Annotated in this window: 14 protein-coding genes and 1 pseudogene; 14 read left to right on the forward strand and 1 reads right to left on the reverse strand. The window is 31.4% G+C overall.

The window, feature by feature from the left end; genetic code table 11:
- Window positions 1-84, forward strand: a pseudogene (locus KSU54_RS13415) (NADH peroxidase); the annotation flags it as partial.
- A 95-nt stretch (window positions 85-179) separates the two neighbouring features.
- On the opposite strand, the gene KSU54_RS13420 reads toward KSU54_RS13415, so the two are convergent.
- Complete coding sequence (locus KSU54_RS13420; RefSeq protein WP_117791780.1) at window positions 180-704, reverse strand: hypothetical protein; 525 nt, start codon at window positions 702-704, stop codon at window positions 180-182.
- A gap of 106 nt (window positions 705-810) precedes the next feature.
- On the opposite strand from KSU54_RS13420, the gene KSU54_RS13425 reads away from it, so the two are divergent.
- The 13 genes from KSU54_RS13425 to KSU54_RS13480 all read left to right on the forward strand — a co-directional run bounded on the left by KSU54_RS13425 (window position 811) and on the right by KSU54_RS13480 (window position 14,002).
- On the forward strand, window positions 811-1,131 hold the full coding sequence (locus KSU54_RS13425; protein WP_003538427.1) for a hypothetical protein: 321 nt from the start codon (window positions 811-813) through the stop codon (window positions 1,129-1,131).
- A 61-nt stretch (window positions 1,132-1,192) separates the two neighbouring features.
- Window positions 1,193-1,936: an NAD(P)-dependent oxidoreductase gene (locus tag KSU54_RS13430; protein WP_029480034.1), complete on the forward strand. Its 744-nt coding sequence runs from the start codon at window positions 1,193-1,195 to the stop codon at window positions 1,934-1,936.
- The gene (locus KSU54_RS13435) at window positions 1,929-2,519 is read left to right on the forward strand and encodes a dipicolinate synthase subunit B (protein WP_217760790.1); all 591 of its coding nucleotides are present in this window, start codon (window positions 1,929-1,931) and stop codon (window positions 2,517-2,519) included. Before KSU54_RS13430 ends, KSU54_RS13435 begins: the two co-directional genes overlap by 8 nt.
- Window positions 2,512-3,570, forward strand: coding sequence for an amino acid kinase family protein (locus KSU54_RS13440; RefSeq protein ID WP_009009905.1), 1,059 nt, complete (start codon window positions 2,512-2,514; stop codon window positions 3,568-3,570). Before KSU54_RS13435 ends, KSU54_RS13440 begins: the two co-directional genes overlap by 8 nt.
- A complete protein-coding gene (locus KSU54_RS13445) occupies window positions 3,563-4,390 on the forward strand; it encodes a dihydrodipicolinate synthase family protein (RefSeq protein ID WP_008791719.1) in 828 nt (275 codons plus the stop codon). Before KSU54_RS13440 ends, KSU54_RS13445 begins: the two co-directional genes overlap by 8 nt.
- 170 nt (window positions 4,391-4,560) lie before the next feature.
- On the forward strand, window positions 4,561-4,755 hold the full coding sequence (locus KSU54_RS13450; protein ID WP_003538417.1) for a hypothetical protein: 195 nt from the start codon (window positions 4,561-4,563) through the stop codon (window positions 4,753-4,755).
- Window positions 4,710-4,811, forward strand: a complete 102-nt coding sequence (locus KSU54_RS19510) for a DUF6506 family protein (protein WP_226814532.1) — start codon at window positions 4,710-4,712, stop codon at window positions 4,809-4,811. Before KSU54_RS13450 ends, KSU54_RS19510 begins: the two co-directional genes overlap by 46 nt.
- A gap of 248 nt (window positions 4,812-5,059) precedes the next feature.
- Window positions 5,060-6,754, forward strand: a complete 1,695-nt coding sequence (locus KSU54_RS13455; RefSeq protein WP_008791720.1) for a ribonuclease J — start codon at window positions 5,060-5,062, stop codon at window positions 6,752-6,754.
- 80 nt (window positions 6,755-6,834) lie between these two features.
- The gene (locus KSU54_RS13460; RefSeq protein WP_003538406.1) at window positions 6,835-9,126 is read left to right on the forward strand and encodes an FtsK/SpoIIIE family DNA translocase; all 2,292 of its coding nucleotides are present in this window, start codon (window positions 6,835-6,837) and stop codon (window positions 9,124-9,126) included.
- Between the two features lie 119 nt (window positions 9,127-9,245).
- On the forward strand, window positions 9,246-10,337 hold the full coding sequence (locus KSU54_RS13465; RefSeq protein ID WP_003538403.1) for a BMP family lipoprotein: 1,092 nt from the start codon (window positions 9,246-9,248) through the stop codon (window positions 10,335-10,337).
- An 86-nt stretch (window positions 10,338-10,423) separates the two neighbouring features.
- The gene (locus tag KSU54_RS13470) at window positions 10,424-11,956 is read left to right on the forward strand and encodes an ABC transporter ATP-binding protein (RefSeq protein ID WP_117791782.1); all 1,533 of its coding nucleotides are present in this window, start codon (window positions 10,424-10,426) and stop codon (window positions 11,954-11,956) included.
- Window positions 11,946-13,040: an ABC transporter permease gene (locus tag KSU54_RS13475; RefSeq protein ID WP_003538399.1), complete on the forward strand. Its 1,095-nt coding sequence runs from the start codon at window positions 11,946-11,948 to the stop codon at window positions 13,038-13,040. The genes KSU54_RS13470 and KSU54_RS13475 overlap by 11 nt, the downstream gene beginning before the upstream one ends.
- The gene (locus KSU54_RS13480; protein WP_003538397.1) at window positions 13,040-14,002 is read left to right on the forward strand and encodes an ABC transporter permease; all 963 of its coding nucleotides are present in this window, start codon (window positions 13,040-13,042) and stop codon (window positions 14,000-14,002) included. Before KSU54_RS13475 ends, KSU54_RS13480 begins: the two co-directional genes overlap by 1 nt.
- Window positions 14,003-14,052: the final 50 nt, after the last annotated feature.

Consider the following 14,052-nt stretch of genomic DNA (forward strand, 5'->3'; position numbering starts at 1 on the left):
CATGATACAGTGCATGAAATGGCACGTGATGAAGCACGTCATGGAAAAGCGTTTGCTGGATTATTAAAACGCTATTTCGGATAATTAAGAATAATTTTTTAAATTAAAGCAATAAAAGTAGGTATATAAAAAGATAAAATTTCTTTAAGTATACCTACTTTTTATTATGCTTAATTTATTTAAAAATAGTGCTTTTCAATTTGAGCAAGTGAAAACAATACAGTAAAAGTAAAGAAAAGTTCAACAATACTATTGATTACGCCAAACATAATGATAAACATTCCAATTAATAAGACTAAACTCCTAAATAGAGTAGACATTTTTTTATAAAACTGATAATCATCTAACATGATACGATTAATTAGTAATTGGATAATAAATAATAGGGAGATGGTTCCTGATGATGAAATGAGGACATGGAGAACCGAAACAATATTTTCATTATCAGGATGATAAGGTAAATAGGAACCTGTCAGCATGGAAATAAAACAACTCCCGATTAAGAACTTATTTGCAATCGTTAGATACGTAATATGTTTAAAAAGTTTAATTACCTTAAATAATAAGAAACATGAAATTAATGTAACCCAAATTAAATAATATATTCTTAAATGAGGTTGATAAGATAAGTAAGTAAAATTATTATATGCCCAAGAGGTTTTTAACGACATTAATAAGGTGATTATAAACATAAATAGATACATTTTTCAACCCCCAATAATGTTATTTTAATAAAATTCTAAAAAATTGTAAATAATAAAAGAAAAAATGAACATTGAATAGTAAATAATATTATAGGAGGATTTTAAAATGAAAATCAAAATGAAGAGTATTCATGCAAACATTATTAATGAAACCGTATCAGCAAGTGCCACGGATGTTCGAGCACAGATAGAAATTGGATATAGTCACGATGAAAAAAATCGATTGCAGCTTAATTATCATATATCTGTAGGTAAGCAAAACAGTGGGCATTTATATGTTATTAAGTGTTCTTTTGTCTTGATTGATTTCTCAACAGAAATGTCTGAAAAAGAGATTTTAAATGAAGCAGTAGAAAATTTACAAGAACGTATTGAAATTATATTAGCCTTATTAACTGAAGAAATGGGTTTTGAATTACTTTCATGATGAAAGTGATTATCGAGTAACAAACTAAATTAATTATCATATTTTATAGTAGAGGTGGAATATGATAGTTTATATAAATGGAAATGATAATCGTTGTAAACAATTAGCAAAGCTAATGATTGCAGATGGTTATCAAATTCAAGAAGATAGTAGGCTGATATCTTCTTGTGATATTATTTATTTAGGTAAAGATGGTCAGGGGTTTGAACAAGTTGATTTTAAAAATAATGCTGTAGTACTTTCATTATTAAAGAATCAGCGATTATGTTATTTAAGTAAGTTAAAGGGATTTAATTATCGTTACTTGTATAGTGATGAAGATTTTGTTGTTGAAAATACGCATATTAGTGATGAAGCAGTGATTGCGTATATGATAATTGATAATTCAATTAGTTTGTCAAATTCTAATGTGTTAATCTTAGGTTATGGTCATTGTGGACGTGATTTAGCAGCTAAACTTGAAAAATTTAATGCGAAAGTCAGCATTAGTAATCGCAGTGATCATTATCATGATGAAGTTGTTGAAAAAGGATATCGTTATATTCGGTTGGATCAGCTCACTTTAAATGGGTATGATTTTGTTATTAATACTATTCCTAGTCAAATAATTGACAGCGATATTCTAAAAACAAAAGATGTTAATTGTAAGATTTATGATGTTGCTTCAACACCATATGGTTTAAAAACTTGTGATCGTGATGAAAGTTATCATCTATTAAAGCAGCTTCCGACTAAGTATGCCTATGATAGTAGTGCAAAAGCGCTTTATAAAGCAATTAAACGGGCAGTTGATCAATATGCTTAGAAACAAGAAAATCGGAATTGGATTAACAGGGTCTTTTTGTTCGCTACAAAAGACGCTGGCTGTAATAAAAGAATTAGCAGCTTTAGAATGTGATTTATATATATTTGCAAGTGAAAAAATTTTAAATTGTAATACTCGTTTTAATAAAGCTGACGAATTAATTGATGAATTAGAAAAACTTTCTAAAAGAAAAGTAATTACTAATGTTGTAGACAGTGAAATATTTGGACCCAAAATTCCTTTGGATATAATGATTGTAATGCCCTGTAGTGGCAACACATTAGCAAAATTAGCTATAGGGATAAACGATAATGCTGTCACAAAGGCTTGTAAATCAACACTTCGTAATGAACATAATGTTGTTTTAGCAATCGCGACAAACGATGCTTTAAGTAATTCTGGTAAAAATATCATGCAAATTTTAAATACTAAACATTTTTATCTTGTCCCAATGTATCAAGATGACTGCATAAAAAAACCAAATAGCATGTTATTTGATGAGACTCTTGTAATTCAAACAGTAATCAATGCAATTAATAATAATCAGCTCCAGCCCGTTTTTGAGGGTGTAAAAGATGATTAGAGTTTTAAAATTTGGTGGAACTGCTTTAAAAACAAATGATTCAATCAAACTAGTTACTAATGTTATAACTAATAATTTGGATCATAAATTATTAGTTATTGTAAGTGCTATGGGACGTTATCCAGATGCTTATGCCACTGATACATTAAATGCACTAGCACTTAATGCTAACTATGATGAACATTGTCGATTGCTTAGTTGTGGAGAAATAATAAGTAGTATCGTGTTATCTAGTAATTTGAAATCACAAGGAATTAATGCAATCTCGCTTTCAAGTATGCAGTTAAATCTTAAAGTTAAGCATAATCGTTTAGTTGGCTTAGATACCAAAGTAATCAATAAGTATTTTGAAACATATGATGTCATTATCGTGCCAGGATTTCAGGGAATAGATAAATTTAAAAATATTCGTATTCTAGAAAAAGGGGATAGCGATTATACAGCAGTATACCTAGCACGACGTTTGAATTTGGATGAGGTATATATTTATAGTGATGTTTGTGGCATTTTTACTGGTGATCCTAAATATATTAATGAAGCACGACTTATCAAGCATATTGGCTATCGTCAAGCTCTTGATTTAGCCAAGCACAAAGCTCGGATCATTTGTTACAAAGCATTGATGGAAGGGTATAAAAAAGATGGCTTTAAAATCAAGTTACGTTCTTTTAAAGATGATAGGATTGGTACTTTGATTAATCATGATGATACAAATATCCGAACAATGTCAATTAATTTTAATTATTGGCTAATTCGTTTTGAAGAAACAATAGCTAAAAGCGATTATAGTTTCCTTCATGATTGCTTTGACGATGATTATTTAATTTTTGAAGAAGATTTAGCTAAACTAGAAACTGATTATACTAAAATAGATCTTTATACAAAAGTACATTTTGTTGGTTGTGGATTAGAAAATGATGAGATTTATCGGAATTTTCTTGAAAAATTTGCAATTGTTTCTAAAAATGAACATGATAGTTATTATGTGAAAGCAAAAAATCAAAAACAAGATTTGAATCTTTTACATGATTTGGTTGTAAGGAGTGATTAAAATAGATATTTTTACTAATTTAATTACTCCCTTTGATATTGATGATATGATTGATTATCAAGCGCTAGATAATCATATTGAAAAATTAGTAAATCAAGGAAATAATAAATTTATTATTGGCAGCAGGACAGGGGAAGCTGCTTCATTGACTTTTTTAGAACAAAAACACTTATTACGATATGTTTGCTATCACTATCCTGGTCTTGAAATATATATGCAGCTTAGTGAATCATGTACAAAAAAAGTAATTAAACAGATAGGAGACCTTAAAGACATTAGCGAATTTGCTGGCTATATGATCGAGTTACCAGAAATTTTTAGTTTAACCCAAAACGGATTGATTAAGCATCTTGATCTAATTGCTACTGCAACTAATAAATCGATTGTTATTCAACAACATAAGCAAAATATGATTGCTGTTAATCATTTATTGGAATTGAAAGAAAAACATGAAAATATAACTGGCTTGATTACTGAAGTAAATAGCACAGGTTATCAGATTATTAGAAATAAAGGGTTAGGTCTATACGGTATAGAAGAGATGCTAGTGCAAAATGAAATTAATAATTATGATGGACTTATTAGTAACTTAACTAATCTAAGTTATAAAAAGTATAGAGAATTAATTACTCAGCATAATGATTTATATTTTGATTTTTTTAAATTAATAGTTAAATATTTTTATCAAGATAATATTGTAAGTACATTAAAATATTCGTTGAGCCAAAGTAGCAATATTCTTTATAAGTTACGTTTGCCATTAGTTAAAATCAGTGATGAGTCAAAAGAACAATTGAATAAAATAATGGAGAAATATTAATTTATTTCTCCATTATTTTTGAATCACGAAATAAAAAAAGATACTTTAAATTTATTTATTTAATGAGGCGGATGTTATATACTATTAAAAACGGCTAGATAACTATGAAAAAGTAGATACTCGTAAAGTCTAATTAAAGATTAGAGTTTGAATTTTAAGGAGACAATATAATGAAATTTGCATTTATAATCATGGGAGATTTTAATTTGAAATATGATCATGCCGCAATCCATCAACAGACAGCACAAATAATTGGCGTTACTAATTTAGCAGAAGCAAGTATTGTGGCAAAAAATTATTTATTGAGGGAGTTGACTGCATCGAATTATGCGGTGCTTTTGGAAAAGCAGGAGCTAAAACTATAATTGAAGTGACGGAAAATAAAATACCAATTGGGTATGTTACGCATTTACCAGAATAAGATGAAATTTACGATCTCACTTTTGCTAAATAATTTCTTAAATGAACACGGCTAAAAAAGGTTATTGTGTTAATAATATTACATGTTAAAGATGTTAGTAAAAATTAAATCATTTCTCTTTTCTTGAGAATTTTGATACAATGAACGTAGAAAGTATTAGCAAACGATACTATAATATGTTAATATGGTAAAGATTGTTTTTCAGCGATGATTAAGAAATAATATAGATTATAATAATGGAGGAAAAAATGAAGAAAGATGTTGTTAAAATTTTACCACTTGGCGGACAGGCTGAGATGGGTAAAAGTATGTACTGCATCGAAATAAAAGAACAGATTTTTATTTTAGATGCCGGGTTTAGATTCCCAGAAGTAAGTAAATTAGGAGTGGATATCATTATTCCTAGTTTTGATTACTTAAAAGAAAATAAAGAACGAGTTGTAGCTATCATCATAACGCATGGTCATGATGATGTGATGGCAGCTTTGCCTTACTTGTTAGAAGCGGTCAATGCCCCAGTTTATGCTCCAGCACTAACAGCTGATCTAATTGAACAAATGATCAAGCGACATAAAAAACATAATAATTTTAGAGTGAGTTATCAGTTAAATCGTGTAAAACGCAATGATTCAATTATTATTGCTGGCATTCCTGTTGAATTTTTTCCAGTAACTCATTCGATTCCTGGTAGTGTTGGAGTGGCTTTATGGACTGATAATGGATATATCGTTTATAGCGGTGAATTTATTGTTGATTTTGGTGCCCCAGAAGGATTTAGATGTGATATTCAAAAAATGATGGAGATTGGAAAAAAAGGTGTATTAGCACTTTTATGTGAGTCATCTTATTCTAAAAATCCAGGTTATACATCACCAAAACATAAATTGACAGATAAAATTGATAATATTTTTGAAGATAGTGAAGGACGAATCATTATTTCAAGTTATGCTCAAAACATTTTTAGAACTAAAGAAATTGTTGAACTGACGAAGAAATATAATCGAAAAATTGTTTTTTATGGTCGTGATAAATATGATAGCACAAATAGTATTGTCCGCATTGGACAGCGTTTAAAAAAAGCAGTGATTCAAGTACCAAAAAATCTTATTGCTTTTTCTACTGATATTGGTAAAAAAGGAATTGATGATAATTTAGTAGTATTGCTCAGTGGAACACCGCAAAGAATCTATCATGATATTTGTGATATCATTGATGGTGGAGATGAGTTTTTAAAATTAAATAAAAATGATACATTTATTGTTGCTTCTCCAGTTATTCCTGGAACAGAAAAAATTGCAAATAAAGCGGTAAATGAATTATATAAGACAGATTCAAATATTCATGTATTAAAAAATAAAGAATTATGTTCGATGCATGCATCGCAGGAAGATATTAAAGTAATTATACAAATTTTTAATCCGACATATTTTGTACCAGTTAAGGGTGAGTATCAACATTTTATTTCAAATTTGGAAGTTGCTAAAAATATGGCAATTAAACCAGAAAATATTGCTATTATCGATAATGGTGAAATTTTATCGTTTAAAAGTGGAAAACTAGAAGATTATCGCGATACTATTGAAGTTGAAGATGTAATGATTGATGGAATTGGTGTTGGTGATGTAGGTGATAAAGTTATTGATGATCGAATTCAGTTGTCAAATGATGGAGTAGTCATTATTGGAGTCACGATTGATAGTAAAACTCATGAAATTATTGCCAATACTGATGTTCAGTCACGTGGTTTTGTTTATTTAAGGGATTCTGAACATATTATTAAGGGAGTTATTGATATTGCTGAAAAATGTGTTAGTGAAATGAAAGATGATCCTAAACTAGAAGCAGTAGAAGTTCGACAAAATATTAAAGATAAAGCAAATAAGTTTATTATTAAAGAGACAGGTAAAAGACCTGTAATCTTGCCAATTATCATCGAAGTTTAAGCAAGTTTATCCTTGCTTTTTCTTTTGCTAAATAGATATGATATGGTATAATGATTGAGTTAGAGTTGGGAGTGTGAGTCATGGCGAAAACAAGTCGTTCAAAAAAATCAAAACAAGATCAAATTAGTGAGGATTTAAAAGTAAGAATCATTGCTACAGTAGGCTTGTTTTTAATTGTTGTCGGGGCAATGAAATTAGGGCCAATTGGCGAACAACTGAATTTTTTGTGTACTTATATAATTGGAAATTTTGTTGGAATTAGTTATATTTCATTGGTTTTGATTAGTGGGTATGTAATTTATTTTGCTAAATTACCAAAATTTACTGGTCCTCGTGCAATCGGATTATACATGGTGGTAGGGGCAGTTTTGACTTTTATGTCATCTTTAAATGATGATTTAATGGTTGGAATGAAAGTAATTAATCAATATGTCTCAACAGCACCTTGTAATCGAGGTGGATTTCTAGGAGCTGTTTTATATGGCATTTTAAGTGCTTTGTTTGATAAAACGGGGGCAATGATTGCTGCTGGTTTTATTTTAGTAATTGGTTTAACTTTGTTAGGTAGTAAGTTTTATTTAGAACATCGTAAAAATGTTGCTGAAAGAAAGAAAAAGAAACCCACTAAAAAAGATATTAAAATGCATCAAAGCGCTAGTAAATTCACAGATTTTTTTACCCCTAAAAAAGATAAAGCAAAAGGCTTTTTTCCAGAGGAGATATTTGGTGATGAAAATACTTCAAGCCAAGAGCAAGATCCCCCTGGAAAGAGTTCAGCTCGAATCCATACTACTCATTTAGAAGAAGATGAATCAGTACCCTCTACATTTGAATTTGATGAGGATTCTATGACTTTAGAAATTAAAGATAAAGAACCAAAGATCCATGAAAATGATATGTCTAAACCTAAGAAAAAGATTAATAAGAATTATCGTTTACCTGCCTTATCCCTATTAAAAAATCCTACAGCAAAAAAGTCTGGTGATAATAAAGGAAATGCATTATCTAAAGCTGAAGCACTAACAAATGTTCTTCATGAATTTGGAGTAAACGCAACAATTAGTGATATTTTTATTGGACCATCGGTTACTAAATATGAATTAAAATTGGAAACGGGCACGCGTGTTAATAAAATTATGCAATTACAAGATGATATAAAATTAGCCTTAGCTGCAAAAGATATTCGTATTGAAGCACCAATTCCTGGTAAACCGGCAGTTGGAGTGGAAATTCCTAATAGTGTTGCAACAATGGTAAGTTTCAAAGAAGTAATTAAAGACATTCCAAAAGATTTACAGGATAACAAGTTGTTAGTTCCTTTAGGCAAGGATGTTAGTGGTAAGATTATTTATGCGGAATTAAATAAAATGCCCCACTTATTGATTGCTGGGGCAACTGGAAGTGGAAAATCAGTTTGTGTAAATACTATTATTTGTAGTATTTTGATGCGTGCTCGACCGGATGAGGTGAAATTTATTCTTGTCGATCCTAAAAAAGTAGAGTTAACTAATTATAATGGTATACCTCATCTATTAGCTCCAGTAGTAACTGATCCTAAAAAGGCAGCTGCAGTATTGCAGGAAGTTGTAGTGGAAATGGAGCATCGCTATGACCTTTTTGCTGGGGCAAATGTACGGAATATCGAAGGCTATAATAACTATGCACGTAAAAAAAATGAAGAATTAGCTTTGGACGAACAATTAGAGATCTTACCTTTTCATGTAGTTATTTTAGATGAGGTTGCTGATTTGATGATGGTCGCAAGCAAACAAGTTGAAGATTGTATCATGAGGATTGCTCAAATGGCGCGGGCAGCAGGGATTCATTTGATCGTTGCAACACAAAGACCATCGACTGATATTATCACTGGAGTCATCAAAGCAAATATTCCATCAAGAATTGCTTTTGCAGTCTCTTCTGGAATTGATTCACGAACAATTTTGGATGCTTCTGGAGCGGAAAAATTATTAGGAAAAGGAGATATGTTATTTTCACCAATGGGTTCTAGTTCACCGGTGCGGGTTCAAGGTGCTTTTGTATCTGACGATGAAGTTAGTGCAATTACTCACCACACTGCTACTCAGCAGGAGGCTAGCTATGATGACAAATACATAAATGTAAAATTAAATACTACTTCACCAAGTGCTGCTTCGAAAGAAGAAGAGGAAGATGAAGAATATGAAATGTGTCGCAGTTTTGTAATCAATGCTCAAAAAGCAAGTACATCTTTATTACAACGGCAGTTTCGAATTGGATACAATAAAGCAGCACGAATCATCGATCAGTTAGAAGCAGACGGTGTTATTGGACCACAGATTGGCTCTAAGCCACGTGAAGTTTACATTCGCGGATATCAAGAAGAGGACATCTAAATAGATGTCTTTTTTTGTATATTTTATAAAAAAACGGGAATAATAAATGTAATCGCTTTCAATTTTTAAGGAAGAATGTTAAAATAAAGCTATAGTTTATTGAAGGAGGAAAATTGAATATGAAAAAGCTTTTGGCTTCACTTGTTGTATTCTCATTTCTATTAGTGGGATGCGGTGGTAGTAGCAGTGAAGAATTTGAAGTAGCACTTGTAACAGATGCAGGGGATATTAACGATAAATCGTTTAATCAGTCTGCATGGGAAGCTGTTGAACAGTATCAAAAAGATCATGATGCAACTATCAAATACTATAAACCAGCAAGTTTTGATGATGCTGGCTACAAATCACAAATTGAAGAAGCTGTAGAAAATGGGGCAAAAATTATTGTTTGTCCAGGTTTTAAATTCTGTAATGCAATTGGTGAATTACAAGATAAATACAAAGATGTCAAATTTATCTTGATTGATGCTACACCAACAGTTCCAGATGAGAAGGATAGTACTAAATCTAATCCAGTTGATCCTGGTGATAATGTTTATTGTGCATTGTATACAGAAACACAACCTGGATATTTAGCAGGGTATGCAGCTGTCAAAGCAGGTCACACTAAACTTGGATTTATGGGTGGAATTGCATTACCAGCTGTAATTAATTATGGTTATGGATATATTCAAGGAGCAAATGATGCAGCAAAAGAATTAGGTGTTACAGTCGATATGATGTATACATATACAGGAACATTTAATGAAGATCCTGCGATTAAAACTAAAGCTGCTAAGTGGTATGATGCTGGAACTGAAGCTATTTTCTCATGCGGTGGTGGAATTTGTAACTCTATTTTCCCTGCAGCAAAAGAAGCTGGCAAATATGCAATTGGTGTTGATAGCAACCAAAATGATGACAAGACAGGTGTTGTTATTACTTCAGCATTAAAAGATGTAAAAAAGACAGTTTATGATAAATTAGTCGATTACAAAAATGATAAATTTAAAGGTGGTATCGAAACATTAGATGCATCAGGTGGTTATGTTGGTTTACCAGATGACTTTGATCGTTTGGGTGATTTTAATGCTGCAGCATACAAGGAAGTATTTGATAAAGTGGCAAGTGGTGAAATTAAAATCAAATCAATGACAGATATTACTGACAATGATAATGGTAATCCTACTAAAGTACCTGTCACTAATGTAAATATTACATATGATAAATAATAAAAAGCGAGACAACTCGCTTTTTTTAAAAGTATTTCTCAATCTAACCGAGAAAAATCAACATTAGATAAGAAAGGAGTGACGGTATGGAATATGTAATAGAGATGTTGAATATCACTAAAGAATTTCCTGGAATTAAGGCTAATGATAATATAACCGTACAACTAAAAAAAGGTGAGATTCATGCTTTGTTAGGAGAAAATGGAGCAGGAAAATCAACATTGATGTCAATCCTATTCGGGCTGTATCAACCTGACGAGGGATGCATTAAAATTAACGGTGAAATTGCTGAAATAAATGATCCTAACGATGCTAATCGTTATAAAATTGGAATGGTTCATCAACATTTTAAATTAGTCGAAACATTTACAGTTTTGGATAATATTATTTTGGGTGTTGAAGAAACTAAAAATGGATTATTAGCCAAAGACAATGCTCGTAAAAAGGTTCTTGATCTTTCTAAACAATATCATTTAAATATCGAGCCTGATGCTCTTATAAAAGATATAACAGTAGGGATGCAACAGCGAGTTGAAATTTTAAAAATGCTCTTTAGGGATAATGAGATTTTAATATTTGATGAACCAACTGCAGTTTTAACCCCTCAAGAAATTGAAGAATTATTGAAAATTATGAAAGGATTAGTTGCCGAAGGAAAATCAATTATTTTTATTACACATAAATTAAATGAAATCAAAGCGGTAGCTGATCGATGTACTGTTATTAGAAAAGGAAAGTACGTTGCTACTGTTGATGTTACAACGACCTCAAAAGAAGAATTGTCAAAGATGATGGTAGGCCGTGATGTTAATTTTATTGTTGAAAAAGGAAAAGCAACTCCTGGGCAAACGGTTTTAAAGGTTGAAAATCTCAATTATTGTAAGAAAAACGCTATGAAAAATGCCTTGACAGATATTAATTTTGAAGTTAAACGCGGTGAAATAGTCTGTATTGCAGGAATTGATGGAAACGGGCAAAGTGAACTTGTATATGCATTAACTGGAATGTTAACTGGATATACAGGTAAGATAATTTTAAATAATGAGGATATAACCCATTATTCGATTAGGCAAAGAAATTTAAAAGGAATTTCCCATATTCCTGAAGATCGTCATAAGCATGGACTAGTACTAGATTATAATTTAGCAGAAAATATGATTTTAAAAAATTATTTTAATAAAGATAACCAGAAACATGGTTTCTTAAAATTTGAGAACATTTATAATTATGCAGATAAATTGATTGAAAAATTTGATGTTCGTTCTGGTCAAGGGTCACATTCGATTGTTCGAGGAATGTCTGGTGGAAATCAACAAAAAGCAATTATTGCGCGAGAAATTGAAAGTAATTGTGATTTATTGATTGCTGTTCAACCTACTCGTGGGCTTGATGTTGGAGCAATAGAATTTATTCATAAACAGTTGATTCAACAGCGCGATGAGGGACATGCGGTTTTACTAATTAGTTTAGAACTTGATGAAGTTATGAATGTCAGTGATCGAATTCTGGTAATGTATGAAGGAGAGATTGTTACTGACTTAAATCCAAAAGAAACTAACGTTGAAGAATTAGGATTGTATATGGCGGGATCAAAGCGAGGTGTTGGATATGAAAAATAAAGCATGGACAAAATCATTTTTATCTTCTTTGATTGCGATTTTATGCGGTTTGATTTTTGGACTACTAATTATGTTTTTAGTAATTCCTAATCAGGCATTAGAAGGATTTTCAATCTTACTTCGAGGTGGTTTTTATCGTGGAATTAAAAGCGTTGGTGAAGTATTATATTTATCAGTACCAATTATGATGACCGGTCTTTCAGTGGCTTTTGCATTTAAATGTGGTCTATTTAATATTGGAACACCAGGACAATATATTGTAGGAGCCTTTGCTTCAATGTTTATAGCTTTTAATGCAACTTTTATCCCCGAATCTATTCGTTGGATCTTTGCTGTGCTTGCAGGAGGATTAGCAGGAGCCTTATGGGCCAGTGTTCCTGGATTACTTAAAGCTTATCGCAATGTTAATGTTGTAATATCTAGTATCATGATGAATTATATTGGGATGCTATTAGTAATTGAAGGAGTAAAAAAATTTATGTATAATCCCACTGGCGCTGAATCGTATACTATTCCTACAAGTTTAGCAATACCAAATTTAGGATTAGATCAGGTTTTTAATGGTTCGAGCATTAATTTAGGAACGTTCATTGCTATTGGTGTATGTATTCTTGCTTATGTTATTATGAATAAAACAACATTTGGTTATGAACTAAAAGCAACTGGATATAATCCAGATGCGAGTAAATACGCGGGAATGAATGAGAAAAAAAGTATTGTTTTATCGATGGTAATTGCCGGGTTTTTTGCAGGACTAGGTGGAGCTTTGGTTTATATGGCAGGAACTGGACGAACAATAGGAACAGCAGAAGTTTTAGCCGCTGAAGGTTTTAATGGTATTCCTGTTGCCTTATTAGGGTTTAACAATCCACTTGGCGTGATTTTCGCTGCATTATTTATCGCATATATCAATTTAGGCGGAAACTATGTTCAAGCAGTACATATTGCAGTAGAAATTATCGATGTAATTGTTGCAGCAATTATTTATTTTAGTTCTTTCACATTGTTTATTCGATTAATTTTAGAACGCCGAAAGGGGCGTAAAAAAGATAAAAAACAAGCTTTGATTGGAGGGGATGAATAATGGATTTATTTTATTTCTTATTTAGACAAAGCTTGATGTTTTCGATCCCTCTGTTGATCGTTGCTTTAGGCGGGTTGTTTAGTGAACGCTCTGGAGTAGTTAATATTGCCTTAGAAGGAATTATGATTTTTGGAGCTTTTTTTGGGATTTGGTTTATGCATACTGCTCAAAATGCCGGCTGGTTAAGTGGGCAAGCATTGTTTCTAGTAGCTTTATTAATTTCTGGAGTAATCGGTGGATTATTTGCGCTGTTACATGCTTTTGCTGCAATCAGTATGAAAGCTGATCAGACTATTTCTGGGACTGCATTGAATTTATTTGCTCCTGCTTTTGGAATTTTTGTTGCTAAGACTATTTTTGGTGGAGTGAAAAGTATTCCGTTCAGTAATGAATTTTTAATAAAAAAAGTTCCAGTTCTTTCAGACATTCCAATAATTGGTGATATGTTTTTTAAAGATTTTTATCTTTCTACATTTATTGGTATTGCTATTTTGATTGCTACATACGTGTATCTCTATAAAACGAAAACAGGATTAAGAATTAGGACATGTGGTGAGAACCCACAAGCTGCTGATGCTGCTGGAGTAAATGTATATAAAATGCGTTATTTAGGCGTTGTTCTATCTGGAATATTGGCTGGTATGGGTGGTTTAATCTATGTAATCCCAATAACAAGTGAGTATTCTAGTACAGTTGCTGGATATGGATTCTTAGCATTAGCAGTTTTAATTTTTGGTAACTGGACACCTTGGCGAATCGCATTGTCAGCAATTTTCTTTGCTTTTGCTAAGACTTTAGCTGTAACATATGCTTCAATTCCATTTTTATTAAATTCTGGAGTTCCAGGTGTAGTTTTTAAAATCTTCCCTTATGTTGCCACTTTAATATTATTAGCTTTTACTTCAAAAAATTCTGCAGCACCAAAAGCTGCTGGAGAACCTTTTGATAAAGCAAAACGTTAATTTGTTAAAAAGAACATCATCATGATGTTCTTTTTAACTTGTTCTTTTTA

This window comes from Erysipelatoclostridium sp. MSK.23.31, from assembly GCF_019125875.1.
Taxonomy (GTDB): Bacteria; Bacillota_I; Bacilli_A; order Erysipelotrichales; family Coprobacillaceae; genus Thomasclavelia; species Thomasclavelia ramosa.

Coding starts and splice junctions, on each gene's coding strand:
- KSU54_RS13480 (WP_003538397.1), top strand. CDS start 13,040: ATGGATTTATTTTATTTCTTATTTAGACAAAGCTTGATGTTTTCGATC.
- KSU54_RS13475 (WP_003538399.1), top strand. CDS start 11,946: ATGAAAAATAAAGCATGGACAAAATCATTTTTATCTTCTTTGATTGCG.
- KSU54_RS13430 (WP_029480034.1), top strand. CDS start 1,193: ATGATAGTTTATATAAATGGAAATGATAATCGTTGTAAACAATTAGCA.
- KSU54_RS13470 (WP_117791782.1), top strand. CDS start 10,424: ATGGAATATGTAATAGAGATGTTGAATATCACTAAAGAATTTCCTGGA.
- KSU54_RS13435 (WP_217760790.1), top strand. CDS start 1,929: ATGCTTAGAAACAAGAAAATCGGAATTGGATTAACAGGGTCTTTTTGT.
- KSU54_RS13425 (WP_003538427.1), top strand. CDS start 811: ATGAAAATCAAAATGAAGAGTATTCATGCAAACATTATTAATGAAACC.
- KSU54_RS13440 (WP_009009905.1), top strand. CDS start 2,512: ATGATTAGAGTTTTAAAATTTGGTGGAACTGCTTTAAAAACAAATGAT.
- KSU54_RS13455 (WP_008791720.1), top strand. CDS start 5,060: ATGAAGAAAGATGTTGTTAAAATTTTACCACTTGGCGGACAGGCTGAG.
- KSU54_RS13465 (WP_003538403.1), top strand. CDS start 9,246: ATGAAAAAGCTTTTGGCTTCACTTGTTGTATTCTCATTTCTATTAGTG.
- KSU54_RS13460 (WP_003538406.1), top strand. CDS start 6,835: ATGGCGAAAACAAGTCGTTCAAAAAAATCAAAACAAGATCAAATTAGT.
- KSU54_RS13420 (WP_117791780.1), bottom strand. CDS start 704: ATGTATCTATTTATGTTTATAATCACCTTATTAATGTCGTTAAAAACC.
- KSU54_RS13450 (WP_003538417.1), top strand. CDS start 4,561: ATGAAATTTGCATTTATAATCATGGGAGATTTTAATTTGAAATATGAT.